Origin of the sequence: Staphylococcus sp. GDY8P120P (assembly GCF_017892065.1) — a bacterium.
GTDB lineage: Bacteria > Bacillota > Bacilli > Staphylococcales > Staphylococcaceae > Staphylococcus > Staphylococcus nepalensis.
The window spans coordinates 249,906-269,294 of sequence record NZ_JAESKI010000003.1 but is presented as its reverse complement, the minus strand read 5'-3'; the positions used below and the strand labels follow the sequence as shown (position 1 = coordinate 269,294).

Genomic DNA, 19,389 nt, shown 5'->3' with positions numbered 1-19,389 from the left:
AAAATCTGGCTTTAAGGTTCAGCACATCATTGAGGTGTGCTTTTTTAATTTGTATATTAATTTGTGTATAATAAACAGTAATCATATTTTTACTCAATACGAGTACCTCATTCTTTAAATAGAATGATTTATATATTTGTTAGAGAAACTATAAATCATATTGATAAAAGCTTAGTTATCCTAGCTATAATAAATTAATACCAAATATTTATTTAGATAGGTTGATGATTGAATATATTTAATTGTTCGAAATCATTTTAAGATAGTGATGGGAAGACATAAATTATTTGGAGGAGAACTACGATGAAAAATATATTACTTGCTGTAACTGGTGGTATCGCTGCATATAAAGCAATAGATTTAACAAGTAAATTAACACAAGCTGATTATGAGGTCAGAGTTATGTTAACAGATCACGCACAAGAATTTGTAACGCCTTTAGCTTTTCAAGCTATAGGAAGAAATCCTGTTTATACAAATACTTTTATAGAACAAAACCCTGAGGAAATTCAACATGTGGCTCTAGGAGATTGGGCAGACGCTATTGTCGTGGCACCTGCAACTGCCAATACAATAGCAAAATTAGCAAACGGCATCGCAGATGATATGGTGACATCTACCATACTAGCTACAGAGACGCCTAAATTTATTGCACCAGCAATGAATGTTCATATGTATGAAAATAAAAGAACACAACATAATTTAGCTACTTTAAGTGCTGATGGTTATTATTTCTTAGAACCTGGCGAAGGCTTCTTAGCTTGTGGTTATGTAGCTAAAGGAAGAATGGAAGAACCATTGCAGATCTTAGAAAGATTAAACCAATATTTTAATAATGATCTACCGAATAAAAAAAATAGTAAATTTAAGGGCGTCCATGCGATAGTAACAGCTGGTCCGACTATTGAAGAATTAGACCCAGTTCGCTATTTATCCAATCGTTCTTCAGGTAAAATGGGCTATGCTTTAGCAGAATCATTATCAAAAAGAGGCGCTAAAGTTACACTTATATCCGGTCCAACACATCTAGACGCTCCTAAAAATGTAGAGCTTATACCAATAGAAAGCGCTCAACAAATGTTTGAAGCGGTTAAATTACGGTTTGATAGTACGGATATTGTATTTAAATCTGCAGCAGTATCTGATTATGCGCCAGCTGAAATGTTAGATCATAAACTAAAAAAACAAGCAGGGGACTTAACGGTAACATTTAAAAGAACGCCCGATATTTTAAAATATCTTGGAGAAAATAAGCATAAACAATTTTTAGTTGGTTTTGCAGCAGAAACTCAAAATATTGAAACATATGCTCAAAAAAAATTAAAAAGTAAAAATGTCGATGTCATCATAGCCAATAATGTCGGAGATCGAACGATTGGGTTTAGTTCAGATGATAACGCTTATACAATGTATTATAAAAACGGCAAGGCGGTAGAGTTAGGTAAACATAAAAAAGTCGTATTAGCGGAGCATATATTGGACAGTTTAGAAACAAGGTGGCAATAAAATGATAGCAAAAGTAATTGTGGATATACCTTCTAAAAGTGTTGATTTTACGTTTGATTATATCATTCCACAAACATTCCAATCGATGATAGATATTGGTATGCGCGTGATTGTCCCTTTTGGGCCAAGAACAATTCAAGGCTATGTAATGAATATAACAGATCAATCAGATGCGAGTATGGACATATCAAAATTAAAAGAAGTTAAAGAAATTCAAGATATCAAACCAGAATTGACGAAAGAATTAATTGAACTGACAGACTGGTATCATACGTATTTTGTTACAAAACGAATTTCAATGTTAGAGGTTATGCTTCCAAGCGCTATCAAAGCTAAATATACCAAGGTATTTGCTATTAAAGACGCTACAGATATACCCAATACATTGTTGCAACGATTCAATGCTGAAGGTCATTATGCATATAAAGAAGCTCAAAAAAATGAAGATCTAACAACTATTGCGCCATTTTTAAAGCAAGGAGCAATTACTGAAAAAACACTATTATCTCAATCTTTAAATAAAAAGAAACAACGTGCTGTGCGTATTGTTGAAGGTTTCGATTACGATATGGTATTAGGTTCTTTAGAAAAGTCTAAAAAACAATATGAGCTATATGCCTATTTAATGGATGAAAATCACCATGTCGTGTTATTAAAACAATTAGAAGAAATGGGCTTTTCAAAGTCGAGTATAGATACGTTATCACGGAAAGGCTTTATTGAAAAATATGACACTACTATAGAACGCGATCCCTTTGCGACACGTGTGTTTGAGCAAGATGAGAAACAATCACTGACTAATGAACAACAACAAGCGTATGAAACAATCATAGATACAATTAACAAAAAAGAACAACGGACATTTTTATTACATGGCGTGACTGGTTCTGGAAAGACAGAAGTCTATTTACAAACAATCGAAACCGTACTAAAGCAAGGTAGGCAAGCAATGATGTTAGTACCTGAAATTGCACTCACACCACAAATGGTATTAAGATTTAAACGTAGATTCGGTGATGAAGTAGCTGTTTTACATTCAGGTTTATCCAAGGGTGAACGTTATGATGAATGGCAAAAAATTAGAGATGGTAAAGCAAGCGTGAGCGTTGGCGCGCGTTCAAGTGTATTTGCACCATTTAAAGATTTAGGCATGATTATCATTGACGAAGAGCACGAATCTTCATATAAACAAGAGGATTATCCAAGGTATCATGCTAGAGACATCGCGCAATGGCGAAGTCAATATCATCAGTGTCCATTAATTTTAGGTAGTGCGACGCCTAGTTTAGAATCATTTGCTCGTGCAGATAAAGGTGTTTATGAACTTTTATCGTTACCAAATAGAGTGAATCAACAAGCCTTACCAGAAGTTAAAATTGTAGATATGAGAGCAGAGCTCACTTCAGGCAATCGTTCTATGTTCTCAGAAGGGTTGCGTAGTGCGATTCAAGATAGATTAGATAAAAAAGAACAAGTTGTTTTATTTTTAAATAGACGTGGCTATGCTTCATTTATGCTGTGTCGTGATTGTGGTCATGTCCCTCAATGTCCTAATTGTGATATTTCGTTAACTTACCATAAATCGACTGACCAATTAAAATGTCATTATTGTGGTCATCAAGAAGTTCCACCTAATAAATGTCCAAACTGTGAAAGTGAACATATTAGACAAGTCGGTACTGGGACGCAAAGAGTGGAAGAGTTGTTACAAGAAAATTTTGAAACAGCCAAGATTATTCGTATGGATGTGGATACGACTTCTAGAAAAGGGGCGCATGAACGATTGTTAGATGACTTTGGTTCAGGTAAAGGCGATATTTTATTAGGCACACAAATGATTGCTAAAGGATTGGATTTTCCTAATATTACATTAGTCGGAGTGTTAAACGCAGATACTATGTTAAACTTGCCAGATTTCAGAGCAAGTGAACGTACGTATCAATTATTAACACAAGTTTCAGGGCGTGCGGGTCGTCATGAAAAAGAAGGTGAAGTCATCATTCAAACTTACAACCCAGAGCATTATGCAATCAAAGATGTTCAAGATAACGACTACACATCATTTTTTGAAAAAGAGATGAATTACAGAAAATTAGGTAAGTATCCGCCATACTTCTTTTTAATTAATTTTACGATTGCCCACAAAGATATGAAGAAAGTTATGGAAGCATCTAAGCACATCCATAAAATTCTGTTACAACATTTAACAGATAAAGCGTTAGTATTAGGTCCATCTCCGGCGGCACTATCGCGGATTAACAATGAATATCGTTTCCAAATACTAATTAAATATAAAAGCGAACCTGCTTTACATGAAGCATTAACATATTTAGATGACTATTATCATGATCAATATTTAAAAGATAAATTATCACTTAAGATAGATATCAACCCTCAAATGATGATGTGATTTAGCGGTGTAAGCAGTTCAATCACAGTATTTTCAAGGGTTTCTAAGGTTGTTAAAATTTAATTAAGGGTAAACAAAAGGATAGACTGTTTTACTAACTATGCTTTTACTTCTTAGTTAGCAGTTTGTCCATTTGATAATAATATGATAACTAACCCTTTTTTAAAGAAGTAAAAGATAATGTTAAGGATATAAATATGTATATAAAAACTGAAACGAAGTATAGACGAACTCAATATAATATGCGTACATTTATTTTATGAATTTTGTCAATTGTGTGAAATTGGATTGTTTTATGTTTAGATTATATATTTATGTGGTAGATTTTAATTAATCTTGTTTACAAAATTATTTTTTAGGAGGTAATGAAACATGGCAGATGAAAGTAAATTTGAACAAGTTAAAGGCAACCTTAAAGAAACAGCAGGTAATGTAGTTGGTAATGAAAAATTAGAACAAGAAGGTAAAGAAGATAAAACTTCTGGTAAAGTGAAAGAAGCGGCAGAAAACGCCAAAGATAAATTTAACGATTTAGTCGATAAAGTTAAAAAATAATTTGTGAAAATTTTAATATGTATATGTCATAAACAGAGTAAATATTTTAGCGTTTGCTCTGTTTTTTAAATTTTAAAAATAGAACAAGTGTTCCGTGATGGGAATCGAGGTGATATAATGAAAGTAAATTTGGATTGGAATAAAGAATTTCAAGAATTTCAAGAAATTTTAAATTCTGGTGTCAACCCAGAATGGTTATACAACGCAAAAGCGAATTTGATATTAATGCCTGCCTTCACTGGTAAAGGTAAGCAATATTTTTATACGAAAGATATTCAAAAAGCAAGTAATACAACACCCTTCTATTGAACGTTTAAGATAAAATTTTAATTTAGATATGTCTAAATGCTTTACCCTATCTATGATTTAGGTTCATTGAGATAAAATAAAAGGTTTGCCCTATGCTTAAAACCCCTGCTTGTGAAATATTAAATGGCTTTATAAATATATATTTATAAAGCATATGGCTATTTTAAATTAAGTTTGTTTTAATACAAAATTTTAATTTGGTTGATTACTCCATTCTTTTATTTATTAAACTTGAAATTTAATGGTTGAATATAGCTTTTATATGTAGTAAATTTATTTGCTCATATTTTTTTATAAAGGAGTAATAGATATGGAGATGAGTATTGCAAATCAAAAAGACATAGAAACAATTATTAAATTAAGAAAAGAACAATTACTAGATCAAGGTATGCCAGCAACTGAAAATATTGATGATAATATGAGAGCATATTTTGAAAATGTTTTTGAGCAAAATAATATTTACCAAGTTTTTTTAATAGAGAATGAACAAATTGTATCAACAGGAGCAGTTGTATTTCAACAAATCCCACCAGCTTATGATAATTATACTGGTGTTGAGGGATACATTACTAATGTATACACGATTAAATCATATAGAGGATTAGGTTTAGGGAAACATGTACTAGATCAATTGCTTACGAAATGTAAAGAAGAAAATATAAGTGTAGTAAATTTAAAAGCTTCTAGCCAAGCAGCGCCATTATATTCAAAAATCGGTTTTATTAAAAACGCATCTTCAATGACAATTGAATTAGAAAATAGTGAAGTAAATCAATTTTAAAATCCATTTTTGATTATGATTACAAAAATGACTTATTACAACTTATAACAAAAAGTATTTACACCGTTTTTATAAAAATATAAAATATTTCAATTATGGAATTAATTTGTGTTTGCTTTTAATAGATAATACAGTTATATTGAATACTAAGGAGCTCAATATAAAATGGCAGCATAGATAATCGTATATGTAATGTGGTTCCATATGATTATAAAAGCATAATGAATCATCATTTTACAGTGTGAATACAAACGGGTTGGAGGTCTTGATATGAGTTTAATAAGTAATAGAGAAGCAATTGGTTTAAGCGTAGATGAATTAGTGAATCGCTTAACATCTATTTATAACACTGGTTTAAGCACTGAATTAATCGCACGTGTAGAAAGCAAGCAAGCCAAGTTATCAGAACATGATGTTAAAATTTTAACAGAATTTTTTAATACAACATCAGAAGACTTACTTGGTTAAGCATCAAATTCAAGTCCCCTCTAATTTTTAAAGGTATGTAAAATAGTCTGAGGTATATCAACCGTTTTCCAGACTTATATATAACATTGAGCGTTGACGAATGACATAGTGTGTATTTATAACAAAACCATTTATTTCTAGCCAACAATACGTAGACGAGATGGCGAAATCTTTTAACAAAAACTGATTTCTGTCTCGTCTTTTTCATTTTTTAATTGGAGCAACTTACGTTATTATAATAGATTTTAAAGTAGATTGAGGTTAAGAAATACAAAGTGAGAAGCAAGCGTTGTTATGTATTTTCATTTTTATCCCCCCTTATTTTTAGTTAAACTATATGATAATGACATAAATCGTATTTGAAAACGCTTTCTATTTATAAATTATAATGATAACATATTATTAATTTATAAAAGGGAGTGGTTTTATGAATAATACAAATCATCAAAAGTTTGTTAATAATATTATTTTAGAAAAAGAATCAACGTTAACAAAAACTAGTGAATACATATGGTCACATCCAGAAACTCGGTTTGAGGAGTATTTATCTTCAGGGAAATTGTTAGAGGTTCTTGAAGCAGAAGGGTTTGCAATTGAACAAAATTTAGGTGGCATTCAAACTGCTTTTAAAGGAGAATATGGTAATGGAAAACCAGTTATTGGTTTTTTAGGTGAGTTTGACGCTTTATCGGGTTTAAGTCAAAAACCGCTTATTGATGAAGAACAATCTATTGATGGACAAATCAACGGTCATGGCTGTGGTCATAATTTACTCGGTGTAGGTTCATTAGGGGCCGCTATTGCAACCAAAGCGTACCTAAAGTCGCATAACTTGCCAGGTACTGTCATTTATTATGGTTGTCCGGGTGAAGAAGGCGGCTCTGGTAAAACATTTATGTCTAGAGAAGGTGTATTTGATTCATTAGATTATGCTTTTTGCTGGCACCCTTCACCAGCCAATGCCATCATGAGCAACAAATCACTAGCTAATTTTCAAATTTATTTTCGATTTAAAGGTATCAGTTCACATGCAGCAAATTCACCAGAATTGGGAAGAAGCGCGTTAGATGCTGTTGAATTAATGAATGTTGGTGTGAATTATTTAAGAGAGCATATGCCTGATACTAATCGTATACACTATGCTGTGACAAATACAGGTGGCATTTCGCCTAATGTAGTTCAAGCTAACGCTGAAGTTTTATATTTGATTCGTGCTGAAAATTTAAAAGGGGCCAATGAATTGTTAGAAAGAGTGAAAAATATTGCTCAAGGTGCAGCCTTAATGACAGGTACTGAGTGTGAAATAGAAATTGATAAAGCATGTTCTGATTATTCTCCTAATAGAAAAATGGAAGAAATTATGTACCACTATTTAAAAGAAGAAGAATCAGAAATTGTATATTCTGAAAATGAATTAAATTTTGCTGAAAACATTTGGCAATCTTTAACACAAGCAGAAAAAGATAATGCGCAAAATATGTTGCAAAGTTTCGGGGTTATAAGCGACAGTAATAAATTAGACCACCAAAGACTAAGTCGTATCGTTAACGATTACGTTATTTCTGATAAACCGATGATGGGCTCTACTGATGTAGCGGACGTGAGTTGGGTCGTACCAACAGCTCAATGTACATGTACTACTGAAGCAATGGGAACACCATTACATACTTGGCAAATGGTTTCGCAAGGGACATCTACCTATGCATTTAAAGGGATGTTTCGGGCTGCAAGGATTATGGCTAATACGGCTTTGCATATTTTAAAAGATGAAAATCTTTTAAAATCTATTCAAAAAGAACATAAGGAAAAATTAGAAAAACATCCTTATAAAAATCCTATACCAGATCACGTCCAACCGTCGACGTTATAGTTTAATCATTGAAATATAGTGATATATTTCAGAATATTCTGACAAACAAAGGGGAAATTTGAATGGCAGAGAAAGTGAAAAAGCAAAGTAAATTTTTAAATAAAGTAGAATATTTAGGAAATAAATTACCGCATCCATTTTTTCTATTCATATATTTAGCAGTCATAGTAGTTATACTATCCTTTATTTTTAATATGTTCGGTGCAACTGTGAAACCACCAGGTAGTGAAAAAACGTTAGAAGTTAAAAATTTATTTTCAGGCGATGGTTTACAATACATGTTGAAAAATACAATAACAAACTTCACTGGATTTGCACCTTTAGGAATTGTTATCGCTATGATGTTAGGCGTAGGCTTAGCAGAAAAGGTAGGACTATTAGAATACGTAATTAGGAAAACAATTACAAAAGCTCCTTCTTCATTAGTGACATATGTTGTCGTATTTGTTGGAATTATGGGAAATATTGCATCAGATGCAGCAATGATTTTAGTCCCTCCATTAGCTGCAATTGTATTTTATAAACTTGGTAGACATCCAATTGCAGGGCTTGCAGCTGGATTTGGCGCAGCAGGAGCGGGTTTTACTGCAAATTTATTAGTGGTAGGAACAGATGCGCTATTATCAGGTATTAGTACAGAAGCGGCATCGATTATTGACGCAAGTATGAGTGTTTCACCAGTATCAAATTGGTATTTTAACATTGTATCTACGTTTGCGCTCACGGTTGTCGGTGGCTTGGTAACGACTAAAATCATTGAACCACGGTTAGGTAAATATAATAAAAAAGTCGAAGATTTGGAAGTAGATGAATCATCTCCAACTGCTAAAAAAGCGTTGATTAGTGCATTGATTGCTGCTTCAATTTATATATTAGCAATCATTATTACATTATTTATACCCAACAGCCCGCTTCGGGGCGACGATGGTTCAATCATAAATTCGCCATTTATAGATGGTATCGTCCCCATTATTTTAGTCCTGTTTTTAATATTAGGTATTACCTTTGGTATTGTTGATAGAAAAATTAATACTACACATGATATTGGTAAATATATGACAGATGCTGTTCGAGACTTATCGGGTTATATTGTTTTAGCATTTGCTGCAGCTCAATTTATTAGCTTTTTCCAATGGTCTAATATGGCTACTTGGATTGCTGTTAATGGTGCAGAGTTTCTAAAAAGTATTAATTTAACGGGATTTCCATTAATTATTATGTATATTATATTTACTGCTTTTCTTGGTTTTTTAATCACTTCTGGCTCAGCAAAGTGGGCATTAGAAGCGCCAGTTTTTGTTCCGATGTTTATGCAGCTTGGTATACATCCCGGTTTCACGCAAGTAGCGTATAGAGTGGCTGATTCTTCTATTGCGACTGTCACACCGCTAAATCCTTATTTTGTTGTCATATTATCGTTTTTAAATAAATATGATAAAAAAGCAGGTGTTGGTACATTAATATCATTAATGATACCTTACACTGTATCATTTTTAACCACATGGATTGTTTTAGTCGCGTTTTTCTATATAACTGGTTTACCAGTAGGGCCCGGCGTTACAAGAGAATTGAAATAAAGGAGTGATTGAATGTTATTAGACGATCATCAAAGATTATATTTAAGTCAATTAAGAAGGAAATTACACGCTTTGCCTGAACCAGGTTTTTTGGAAATCAATACAGCAAATGAATTATATCATATATTAAAATCATTAAATTTTGATTTGGAGATAGGTGAAGCAGTGATGGATACTCAATATATGATGGGAAGACCAAATGACACCGTATTGAATGAACACATTGCGTTTTTAGAACAAAATCATTTTACAATTGAAAAATTTAAAGATGGTTTAACTGGTATTGTTGCGACAAAAGAATTTGAAGAACCAGGACCAACGCTGGCATTCCGGTTTGATATCGATGCTCTCCCCATTAAAGAAAGTGATTCTAATCATCATCAGCCATATAAAGCAAATTTTATTTCAAAGCATGAAGGGTTTATGCATGCTTGTGGCCATGATGCTCATATGACCATGGGTATTGGTTTAGCGCAATTAATAAATTTGAATCATTTAAACAAGGGCCGTATTAAACTTATATTTCAACCTGCTGAAGAAGGTGTGCGTGGGGCCCTTTCTATGGTAAAAAAAGGCGTTGTAGATGATGTTGATCACTTTTTTGCGACGCACATTGGTCTAAATGGAAAATCCAATGAGATCATTACATCAATAGAAGGATTTATGGCTTCGACGAAATATGATTTATTTATATATGGTGAATCAAGTCATGCAGGTGCTAACCCACAAGATGGTAGCAATTCGATATTGGCAGCAGCAACACTTATTCAACAATTATATGCGATTCAAAGACATGAAAAAGGTGACTCTCGAATTAATGTGGGTAAAATTAATGGGGGTTCGAGTAGAAATATTATTGCGGATGAAGTGAAACTTGAAATTGAAGTAAGAGGTATGAATAACGAAGTTAACCAATTTATGAACGACCGTGTGACCGATATCATTAAAGGTATTGAAAATATGTTTAACGTTAACATCGTTCAAAATAAAGTGGGGGAAGCGCCAAGTATTCTACCTTCAAAAAAATTAAAAGAAACGGTATATCAATTAATTTCAAATGTAATGAGTGAGTTGAATATTACTAAAGATGAAACCACCCCTTCCGGCAGCGAAGATGCAACTTATTTTATTGAAAGAGTGCAAGAGCTAGGAAACGAAGGACTTTATTTAAATGTAGGTTCAGATCATCAATTCAACCACCACCACCCTCAATTTGATATTGTCGAACAAGATATTTTTAATGGTATTGATGTTTTATATACAATAGCAAAGCATTTTAATGGGTGAAAAATCGTAAATATATCAAGAAATTAGGGTATTGTTTTGGATTTAAAAGAGAATGAAATGTTTAATGCATAGTGAAATAGCTAATGCTGTTAATAAGTAAGATGTAACTTATTAACGTATCATGATAAATAGTTGAATCAGAAAGGAGTTGAGCCCAAAATATAATGTCTCAGCTTCAATGTGTAATGCATCAGTCTGTATACCACTTATTTATAAAAGGAACAAAGCGATTAAGTCAGCTTCAATCTAAAGAATTAGAACAACAATTTCCTGGTTTATTGAAATCGATTTTGTCTAATATAGAATAATGAACGTAATAAAACCTTTTTAATATGAGTTTATAGCGGTAGTCAGATGTATTATAAGCGGCGCCCTTTATGACTTTGAAGTTATTATAACTTTTTATGTTTATTATCTTAAAATATTTCATTTTAGTAATCGCGATTGCCTTTAATATTTTATAATCCTACTGCTCCTCATAAATGTTATACTTTTAATAATTTAAATATGCTTAGTGGGGTGTATAAAAATGAGAGTTAATGAATTTAATCAACCTATTGGAGAAGATTTAAAAGAGTTTGAATTACCAAAAGCACCGACAATTGATGTATTAGAAGGGAAATATTGTAGATTAGAAAAGTTATCTTCACACCATATTAAACGGTTATATCATCACTTTAAGGCAAACGAAGATGCACCTAATTGGACCTATTTACCTGATGAACAACCCCAAAACTATGAGGCTTTTGAATCTTATATTCATGCTAAAATACAAACGAAAGATCCGTATTTTCTTGCTATCATTAATCGTAGTGACCAAGATGTAGTTGGTATGTTATCTCTACTTAGAATTAACGAGAAAAATGCTTCTATTGAAGTTGGCCATATACATTATGCTAATAAAATGAAGCAAACGTGCGTTGCGACAGAAGTACATTATTTGTTAGCAAATTATATTTTTGGCACTTTAGGTTATAGAAGATACGAATGGAAATGTGATGCGCTGAATGAAGCTTCTATTAAAGCGGCAAAACGGCTTGGCTTTAAATATGAAGGGATATTTAGAAACCATACTATTTATAAAAAGCGAAGTAGGGATACGTGTTGGCTTTCCATGTTAGCGAGTGAATGGTCCGAGTATAGAATGAAATTTGAAAATTGGTTGGATCCATTTAACTATGACGAGTTTGGCATACAAATTAATAAATTATCACTATGATCCATTTAATTAACCGAGGGCTTGTTTTGTGTAAAACGCCTACGGTTATTTTTATAGTGTTAAAAAGAGAATGAAACGTAAATAACGTCTCAGCTCTGAATTCGAAAACGATTAATCGTTTTATAAGAAAGAGGCAGATTTTGCGAAAGCCACATGATTTCAATGCTATCGTTTATGAAAAATGCCATTGGTAGTGTAAGTTGAGGCATATTATAATCTTTATACATAAGGCACCTCGTTGATTTAGTTTAGTAGTGTTTATTAAATTATACGAAAGGGCCTTATTTTTTTGTGCTAAAACACATATTTTGTAACGATTTTCAACGTGCTCACGCTTGGGGAATAGTATGAGTGAGAGACTACAGGCACGAACCACGCCCAGGTATGCATGCACGGTTAAAATCGTCAGATTTTTATATAAAAAGGACTCCTCCATTTTAATACAGATGAGTCCTTTATTTTGAGGATGGATATTTAAGTCCCAGGGTTTTATACATGAGTTTACTCATGTAATTCACTTAGCCTTATTAGTTCTTGTGCAAGTCCCATATCATTTATATTATTTTTTCTAGTCATCCTTGAGGGCCAGCGCAACGAACTCATTTTATAAAAATATGTTTTTAACGCAACTGTTATTTTAACGAAGCTTGATGCAAATTCAACTAAAATAAGTTATAATGATGTGATGAATTTTTATGAGGAGTTAATTAAATGACAATAAAGCAACTTGTTTCGGGAAAAAACCCAATATTACAAAAAAAGATACCCGATGTGTCATTGTTTGATGAAAGTTTAGCACAATTATTACTTGATTTAGAAGATACTCTGTATGAAGTAGAAGCATCTGCAATATGTGCACCTCAAATAGGTATTTCTCAAAAAGTAGCTATTATAGATATGGAAGCAGACGGTTTATTACAACTTATCAATCCTAGAATAATAAGTGAATCGGATAAAACAGTAACTGACTTAGAAGGCTCTGTTTCTTTACCCGGCGTGTTTGGTGAAGTAAAAAGAAGTGAAATGATTGTAATAAAAAGTAATGACAAAAATGGAAATGAAGTAGAAATGACTGCATATGATGATATTGCGCGCATGATATTGCACATGATTGACCATTTTGAAGGTAAGCTATTTACAGCACGTGCCAATAAAATTTTGAATGAGGTAGAAATGGAGGCGTATTTCGATTATGAGTAAAATTATTTTTATGGGAACACCAGAATTTTCAACAAAAGTATTAGAAATGCTAATCGCTGAACATAATGTGATAGCAGTGGTTACACAACCAGATCGACCAGTTGGTAGAAAACGCAAATTGACACCGCCGCCCGTAAAGCAAGTGGCAGTTGAACATGCAATCCCGGTTTATCAACCAGAAAAATTATCACAATCTCAAGAATTGGAAGAATTAATTGGATTAAATGCTGATTTAATCGTGACTGCAGCGTTTGGTCAATTACTGCCAGAGTCATTATTACAATCACCAAAATTAGGTGCAATCAACGTTCATGCATCACTATTACCAAAATATAGAGGCGGTGCGCCAATACACCAAGCTATCATTGATGGTGAAAAACAAACTGGTATTTCTATTATGTATATGGTTAAAAAATTAGATGCTGGGAACATCATTTCCCAACAAGCAATTGATATTGAAGTGCAAGATGACGTTGGCTCTATGCATGATAAACTTAGTTTTTTAGGTGCGGATTTATTAAAAGAAACACTACCTTCCATCATTAATGGCACAAATGATAGTATTGCCCAAAATGATGATGAAGCGACATTTGCTTCCAATATACGTCGTGAAGATGAAAAAATTGATTGGTCAATGTCTGCAGAAGCAATTTACAATCAAATTAGAGGCTTATCGCCATGGCCAGTTGCACATACAATCATGGATGGTGAAAATTTAAAAATATATGCTTCTCGCATTGAAAAAGATAAAAATGGTGAACCTGGCACAATTATAGAAACGACTAAGAAGGCTATCATCGTTGCTACTGGTTCAAATGATGCAATCGCATTAACGGATATTCAAGTTGCAGGTAAAAAAAGAATGCTTACAGCTAATTATTTAAGTGGTGTGCAAGGCACGCTCGTTGGGAAGGTATTGTCATGACAATTGAAACAAATGTTAGATTATTAGCTTTTGAAACACTACAAGATATTATCGATGATAAAGCGTATAGTAATATTATTATCAATGAAGTATTATCAAATAATGAATTAAACAGAGCAGATAAAAATTTATTTACCGAGCTTGTATATGGTACTTTAAAAAGAAAATATACACTTGATTATCTGTTGAAACCATTTCTACGGACAAAACTTAAAGGATGGGTTAGACAGCTATTGTGGATGAGTATTTATCAATATGTTTATTTAGATAAAGTACCTCAGCATGCGATTATCAATGAAGCTGTTAACATTGCAAAGTTTAAAGGTGGTCCACATAACGGGAATGTAGTGAATGGCATTTTAAGGAATTTAATGCGCAGTGAGTTACCTGATTTTAGTGAAATTAAAGATGAAAAGAAACGCATTGCCGTTCAATATAGTTTGCCTAAATGGCTCGTTGACCATTGGACGACACACTTCGGTATTGATAAAACAGAAGCAATTGCTCAATCGTTTTTAACTAAAGTTACTACTACAGTTAGAGTGAACTTAACTAGAATTACAGTTGAAGAAGCAATACAGCGTTTAGAAAATGATGGTTATACGGTGACGCAAGACGAAGATATTACGGTTTGTTTACATATTAGTGGGAAACCGATTATTGAGTCTCGAATGTTTAAAGATGGCTTAGTATCTATTCAAGATAAAAGTTCTATGTTTGTAGCAGAAATCATGAATCTTCAAGAAGGAGATTTAGTATTAGATGCTTGTAGTGCACCAGGTGGAAAAGCTTGCCATATAGCAGAAACACTTCATGGGAGTGGACACGTAGACGCTACTGATATTCATGAGCACAAAATAGATTTAATTGATTTTAATATTCGAAAATTACGATTATCTAACATTTCTGCTTTTGATCACGATGCAACCCAAAAATATGATAAAGTGTATGATAAGATTTTAGTGGATGCACCATGTAGTGGCTTAGGTGTATTGAGACACAAGCCAGAAATAAAATATGAACAGAGTCAGCAAAGTATTCAATCATTAGTAAATATGCAATTAGAGATATTGAATAATGTTAAAGAAAGTTTACGCCCAGGGGGCACATTAGTTTATTCTACGTGTACCATTGAACAGTTAGAAAATGAAAATGTTATTTATACATTTTTAAAAGAAAATAAAGATTTTGAATTTGACCTATTTGAACATCCAATCAGTGGAGAAAAGGTAAAAACTTTACAAGTACTGCCGCAGCACTTTAACTCTGATGGCTTTTTTATTACTAGGATAAAAAGAAAGGAACAATAGACGATGATTACTACAGAAAAGAAGAAGAAAAATAAATTCCTTCCTGATTTCGAAAAGCAATCAATTTATTCACTTAGATATGATGAAATGGAAAATTGGTTAAAAGTGCACGGCCAACAAAAATTTAGAGCTAAGCAAATTTTTGAATGGTTATATGAAAAACGAGTGAATAGCATTGATGAAATGACAAACTTATCTAAAGCGTTAAGAGTATTATTGGCAGATAACTTTGCAATGACAGCTATGACAACAGTAGTTAAGCAAGAGAGTCGAGACGGAACAATCAAATTTTTATTTGAATTACAAGACGGTTATACTATTGAAACCGTACTAATGAGACATGAGTACGGTAACTCTGTATGTGTCACGACTCAGGTTGGCTGTCGTATTGGTTGTACATTTTGTGCTTCTACATTAGGTGGTTTAAAGCGTAATTTAGAAGCTGGAGAAATCGTATCTCAAGTACTCACCGTTCAGAAAGCATTAGACGAAACTGGGGAACGTGTATCACAAATCGTTATTATGGGGATTGGAGAGCCATTTGAAAATTATGATGAAATGATGGATTTCTTGAAAATCGTAAATAATGATAATGGTTTAAATATTGGTGCACGCCATATCACAGTGTCAACTTCTGGTATCATACCAAGAATTTATGATTTTGCTGATGAGGATATCCAGATTAATTTTGCAGTCAGCTTACATGGTGCAAACGATGAAATTCGTTCTAGATTAATGCCTATAAATAGAGCTTATAATGTTGAAAAATTAATGGAAGCTATTACTTATTATCAGGAAAAAACGAATAGACGTATTACATTTGAATATGGATTATTTGGAGGCGTCAATGATCAAGTTGAGCATGCAAGAGAGTTAGCACACTTGATTCAAAAACTAAACTGTCATGTCAATTTAATCCCTGTAAACCATGTACCAGAAAGAAATTACGTTAAGACACCAAAAGAAGATATTTTTAAATTTGAAAAAGAATTAAATCGATTAGGCATCAACGCCACAATAAGAAGAGAACAAGGTGCTGACATCGATGCAGCATGCGGTCAATTAAGAGCTAAGGAACGAAAAGTAGAAACGAGGTAATAGTATGCTAAAAGCACAATTTTTTACTAACACAGGTCAATATCGTGATAAGAACGAAGATGCAGGTGGTGTGTTCTATAACCAAACAGAACAACAATTACTTGTACTCTGTGATGGTATGGGTGGACATTTAGCAGGAGAAGTAGCTAGTCAATTTGTGACGAACGAATTGCAACGTCGTTTTGAAGAGGAAAATTTAATTGAACCTAAACAAGCTGAAGACTGGCTAAGAACTACATTAAAAGCTATTAACCGCGAACTGTACGAAATGTCAACGGAAAATGTTGAATATCAAGGTATGGGGACGACTTGTGTGTGTGCACTTGTATTTGATGAATATGTTGTTGTAGCTAATATAGGCGATTCAAGAGGCTATTTAGTAAATAGCAGAGAGATTGAACAAGTTACAAATGATCATTCTTTCGTCAATCATTTAGTTATGTTAGGTCAAATTAGTGCTGAAGAAGCATTTAACCATCCTCAAAGAAATATTATTACAAAAGTGATGGGAACGGATAAAGTTGTTACACCAGATATTTTTGTTAAAAAAACGAATTTTTATGATTTTCTACTTCTGAATTCAGATGGACTGACAGATTTTGTAAGAAACCACATGATACAAGAAGCATTAATGCAAGAAACAGATTTAGAAACACATGGTCAAAATCTTATTGAATTGGCATTGTCTCAAGATACAAATGATAATGTGAGCATTGTTTTAGCAGAAATCGAAGGAGATAAGGTATGATTGGAAAACTAATAAGTGAACGTTATAAAGTGATTAAAAAACTTGGCGGCGGTGGCATGAGTATAGTGTATTTAGCTGATGACACCATTTTGAATCGAAAGGTAGCAATTAAAGCGATTAGAATACCTTCTGGTGAGAAAGAAGAAACGATTAAACGTTTTGAGCGTGAAGTTCATAATTTAACACAACTTTCACATAAAAATATAGTGAACGTTTTTGATGTTACTGAAAATGATGAATATTTCTTCTTAGTCATGGAATGTATAGAAGGCCCCACTTTGTCTGAATATATTCAACAACATCGTCCTTTAGATATCCAAACTGTTATCAATTTTACGGAACAAATTATAGAGGGAATAAAACATGCGCATGATACAAAGATTGTACATCGTGATATAAAACCTCAAAACATATTGATAAATAGTGATCAAACGTTAAAAATATTAGACTTCGGTATTGCAAAAGCTTTGAGTGAAACAACAATGACGCAAACTAACCATGTTTTAGGTACTGTTCAATATCTTTCTCCAGAACAAGCTCGTGGTGACTCTACAGATAATGGCACTGATATCTATTCCATAGGTGTTGTCTTATATGAAATGCTTGTAGGTCATCCCCCATTCTCTGGTGAGACGGCTGTAAGTATTGCCATAAAGCATATTCAAGATCCTATGCCTAACGTTACAGATAAACGACCAGAAGTACCACAATCGTTAAGTAATGTCGTACTTAAAGCTACAGAAAAAAATAAAGCAGAACGTTATCAATCTGTTAAAGAAATGCTAGAAGATTTATCAACGGTGTTATCACAAGAACGCATGAATGAAGCAAGATACTATTCTGTGGATGCGGATACTAAAACTGTGCCTATTAATAAAGCAGAAATTGCCAACCAATCACGCGAAGAAGATAAATCGAAAAATATGCACCAAACAATGCAAATTCCAATTGTTAACCAACAATATTTTCAAACGAATGAAGAGCAATTATATGCAGTACCTCCTAAAAAGAGGTCTAAAAAGAAAAAGTTTTTCTATGGTTTGATCATTGTGTTACTTTTATTTGGGCTTTTTGGATTTATGGCTATGGGCATGTTTGGTAATAAATATTTAGAAACTCCCAATTTGATAGGCAAAACTGAAAAAGAAGCAGAAGGCATTCTAAAAGAAAATAAATTAGATTTAGGTAAAACGTCACGTGAATATAGTGATAAATATCCTGAAAATAAAATTATTAAAACAACGCCAGGTAAAGGTGAACGTTTAGAACAAAACAGCAAAGTTGATATTGTTTTATCTAAAGGCCCTAAAACAGCAGAAATGCCTAATTTATATGGATTACCTAAATCAGAAGCGTTAGATAAATTAAAAGATTTAGGAATCGATGACGCACAAGTCGATCAATCTTATACCAAACAAAATGTGTCAAAAGGTTTAATTGAAACACAAAATATCTCACCAGGCGAAAGAGTGAAAATCAGTAATAGCAATATTAAATTGACAGAATCACTAGGTATAAAACAGATATATGTAGATGACTATGAGGACAAATCATTTAAAACTGCTAAATCTGAATTAGAATCAAAAGGGTTTAAAGTAGTGACTGTAGAAAAACGTTCAGACAAATCGGTCGATAAGGATAGCGTAATTAGCCAATCACCGAAAGATAAAGAAGTTGACGAAGGATCTACTATAGAATTTGTAGTTTCTACAGGCAAGCCTGAATCCAAAGAGAAAAAAGAGGACAAAGATTCAGAGAAAAAGGAAGATGATGACTCATCAGATTCTGATAAGGATGAGAAAAAAGAAACCAAGGAATATACAGAAACATACCAAGTGTCATATACTGGTGATGATGATGAGAGTCAAGAAGTAAAGGTATATGTACGTGATAAAGATGATGAAGGGACGTCAGCTGCGCAAAGTTTCAAAATAAAAGATGACAAGACAGTCACTATTCCTATGACAATCGAAGAAGGTGAAACGGCGGGTTATACGATCCGTGTGGATGGTAAAGTCGTTGCAGATAAAGATATCCCTTACGATTTTTAGTGAATTGAAACATGTGAGCAAAAAGATTTAGCATATTAACCAACAAAAACAGAGCACTATTTCTACTGATACTGT

General features: G+C 32.9%; 16 protein-coding genes. All 16 read left to right on the top strand.

All coding sequences use genetic code 11. The features are described from left to right. Positions 1 to 303 precede the first annotated feature (303 nt). The 16 genes from coaBC (at position 304) to pknB (ending at position 19,314) form a co-directional block, all read left to right on the top strand. Positions 304 to 1,506, top strand: coding sequence for a bifunctional phosphopantothenoylcysteine decarboxylase/phosphopantothenate--cysteine ligase CoaBC (coaBC, locus tag KA900_RS03380; protein ID WP_115342219.1), 1,203 nt, complete (start codon positions 304 to 306; stop codon positions 1,504 to 1,506). Position 1,507: 1 nt separating this feature from the next. Beyond that, complete coding sequence (priA, locus tag KA900_RS03375) at positions 1,508 to 3,916, top strand: primosomal protein N' (protein ID WP_115342218.1); 2,409 nt, start codon at positions 1,508 to 1,510, stop codon at positions 3,914 to 3,916. A 372-nt stretch (positions 3,917 to 4,288) separates the two neighbouring features. Further along, positions 4,289 to 4,471: a CsbD family protein gene (locus KA900_RS03370; RefSeq protein WP_096810203.1), complete on the top strand. Its 183-nt coding sequence runs from the start codon at positions 4,289 to 4,291 to the stop codon at positions 4,469 to 4,471. A 117-nt stretch (positions 4,472 to 4,588) separates the two neighbouring features. Continuing rightward, positions 4,589 to 4,780 carry a hypothetical protein gene (locus KA900_RS03365; RefSeq protein ID WP_210139302.1) on the top strand — a complete coding sequence of 64 codons (192 nt, stop codon included), beginning with the start codon at positions 4,589 to 4,591 and terminating at the stop codon, positions 4,778 to 4,780. A 310-nt stretch (positions 4,781 to 5,090) separates the two neighbouring features. Continuing rightward, the gene (locus tag KA900_RS03360; RefSeq protein ID WP_096810200.1) at positions 5,091 to 5,561 is read left to right on the top strand and encodes a GNAT family N-acetyltransferase; all 471 of its coding nucleotides are present in this window, start codon (positions 5,091 to 5,093) and stop codon (positions 5,559 to 5,561) included. A 270-nt stretch (positions 5,562 to 5,831) separates the two neighbouring features. Beyond that, positions 5,832 to 6,029 (top strand): hypothetical protein, encoded by a 198-nt coding sequence (locus KA900_RS03355; RefSeq protein WP_096810197.1) that lies wholly within the window; start codon positions 5,832 to 5,834, stop codon positions 6,027 to 6,029. 427 nt (positions 6,030 to 6,456) lie between these two features. Further along, positions 6,457 to 7,899, top strand: a complete 1,443-nt coding sequence (locus KA900_RS03350; protein WP_115342217.1) for a M20 family metallopeptidase — start codon at positions 6,457 to 6,459, stop codon at positions 7,897 to 7,899. Positions 7,900 to 7,961: 62 nt separating this feature from the next. Continuing rightward, on the top strand, positions 7,962 to 9,476 hold the full coding sequence (locus tag KA900_RS03345) for an AbgT family transporter (protein ID WP_096810193.1): 1,515 nt from the start codon (positions 7,962 to 7,964) through the stop codon (positions 9,474 to 9,476). A gap of 12 nt (positions 9,477 to 9,488) precedes the next feature. Further along, positions 9,489 to 10,763 (top strand): amidohydrolase, encoded by a 1,275-nt coding sequence (locus tag KA900_RS03340; protein ID WP_096810192.1) that lies wholly within the window; start codon positions 9,489 to 9,491, stop codon positions 10,761 to 10,763. Positions 10,764 to 11,292: 529 nt separating this feature from the next. After that, positions 11,293 to 11,982 carry a GNAT family N-acetyltransferase gene (locus KA900_RS03335; protein WP_107644156.1) on the top strand — a complete coding sequence of 230 codons (690 nt, stop codon included), beginning with the start codon at positions 11,293 to 11,295 and terminating at the stop codon, positions 11,980 to 11,982. Positions 11,983 to 12,693: 711 nt separating this feature from the next. Continuing rightward, on the top strand, positions 12,694 to 13,182 hold the full coding sequence (locus KA900_RS03330) for a peptide deformylase (protein ID WP_096810184.1): 489 nt from the start codon (positions 12,694 to 12,696) through the stop codon (positions 13,180 to 13,182). Further along, positions 13,175 to 14,107 (top strand): methionyl-tRNA formyltransferase, encoded by a 933-nt coding sequence (gene fmt, locus KA900_RS03325; RefSeq protein WP_096810179.1) that lies wholly within the window; start codon positions 13,175 to 13,177, stop codon positions 14,105 to 14,107. Before KA900_RS03330 ends, fmt begins: the two co-directional genes overlap by 8 nt. A 2-nt stretch (positions 14,108 to 14,109) precedes the next feature. Beyond that, positions 14,110 to 15,417: a 16S rRNA (cytosine(967)-C(5))-methyltransferase RsmB gene (rsmB, locus tag KA900_RS03320; RefSeq protein WP_229719049.1), complete on the top strand. Its 1,308-nt coding sequence runs from the start codon at positions 14,110 to 14,112 to the stop codon at positions 15,415 to 15,417. A 3-nt stretch (positions 15,418 to 15,420) separates the two neighbouring features. Next, complete coding sequence (gene rlmN, locus KA900_RS03315; RefSeq protein ID WP_096810176.1) at positions 15,421 to 16,515, top strand: dual-specificity RNA methyltransferase RlmN; 1,095 nt, start codon at positions 15,421 to 15,423, stop codon at positions 16,513 to 16,515. 4 nt (positions 16,516 to 16,519) lie between these two features. After that, positions 16,520 to 17,263 carry a Stp1/IreP family PP2C-type Ser/Thr phosphatase gene (locus KA900_RS03310; protein WP_096810170.1) on the top strand — a complete coding sequence of 248 codons (744 nt, stop codon included), beginning with the start codon at positions 16,520 to 16,522 and terminating at the stop codon, positions 17,261 to 17,263. Then, positions 17,260 to 19,314, top strand: coding sequence for a Stk1 family PASTA domain-containing Ser/Thr kinase (pknB, locus tag KA900_RS03305; RefSeq protein WP_096810165.1), 2,055 nt, complete (start codon positions 17,260 to 17,262; stop codon positions 19,312 to 19,314). Before KA900_RS03310 ends, pknB begins: the two co-directional genes overlap by 4 nt. The last annotated feature ends 75 nt before the right edge of the window (positions 19,315 to 19,389 follow it).

Coding starts and splice junctions, on each gene's coding strand:
- coaBC (WP_115342219.1), top strand. CDS start 304: ATGAAAAATATATTACTTGCTGTAACTGGTGGTATCGCTGCATATAAA.
- priA (WP_115342218.1), top strand. CDS start 1,508: ATGATAGCAAAAGTAATTGTGGATATACCTTCTAAAAGTGTTGATTTT.
- KA900_RS03370 (WP_096810203.1), top strand. CDS start 4,289: ATGGCAGATGAAAGTAAATTTGAACAAGTTAAAGGCAACCTTAAAGAA.
- KA900_RS03365 (WP_210139302.1), top strand. CDS start 4,589: ATGAAAGTAAATTTGGATTGGAATAAAGAATTTCAAGAATTTCAAGAA.
- KA900_RS03360 (WP_096810200.1), top strand. CDS start 5,091: ATGGAGATGAGTATTGCAAATCAAAAAGACATAGAAACAATTATTAAA.
- KA900_RS03355 (WP_096810197.1), top strand. CDS start 5,832: ATGAGTTTAATAAGTAATAGAGAAGCAATTGGTTTAAGCGTAGATGAA.
- KA900_RS03350 (WP_115342217.1), top strand. CDS start 6,457: ATGAATAATACAAATCATCAAAAGTTTGTTAATAATATTATTTTAGAA.
- KA900_RS03345 (WP_096810193.1), top strand. CDS start 7,962: ATGGCAGAGAAAGTGAAAAAGCAAAGTAAATTTTTAAATAAAGTAGAA.
- KA900_RS03340 (WP_096810192.1), top strand. CDS start 9,489: ATGTTATTAGACGATCATCAAAGATTATATTTAAGTCAATTAAGAAGG.
- KA900_RS03335 (WP_107644156.1), top strand. CDS start 11,293: ATGAGAGTTAATGAATTTAATCAACCTATTGGAGAAGATTTAAAAGAG.
- KA900_RS03330 (WP_096810184.1), top strand. CDS start 12,694: ATGACAATAAAGCAACTTGTTTCGGGAAAAAACCCAATATTACAAAAA.
- fmt (WP_096810179.1), top strand. CDS start 13,175: ATGAGTAAAATTATTTTTATGGGAACACCAGAATTTTCAACAAAAGTA.
- rlmN (WP_096810176.1), top strand. CDS start 15,421: ATGATTACTACAGAAAAGAAGAAGAAAAATAAATTCCTTCCTGATTTC.
- KA900_RS03310 (WP_096810170.1), top strand. CDS start 16,520: ATGCTAAAAGCACAATTTTTTACTAACACAGGTCAATATCGTGATAAG.
- pknB (WP_096810165.1), top strand. CDS start 17,260: ATGATTGGAAAACTAATAAGTGAACGTTATAAAGTGATTAAAAAACTT.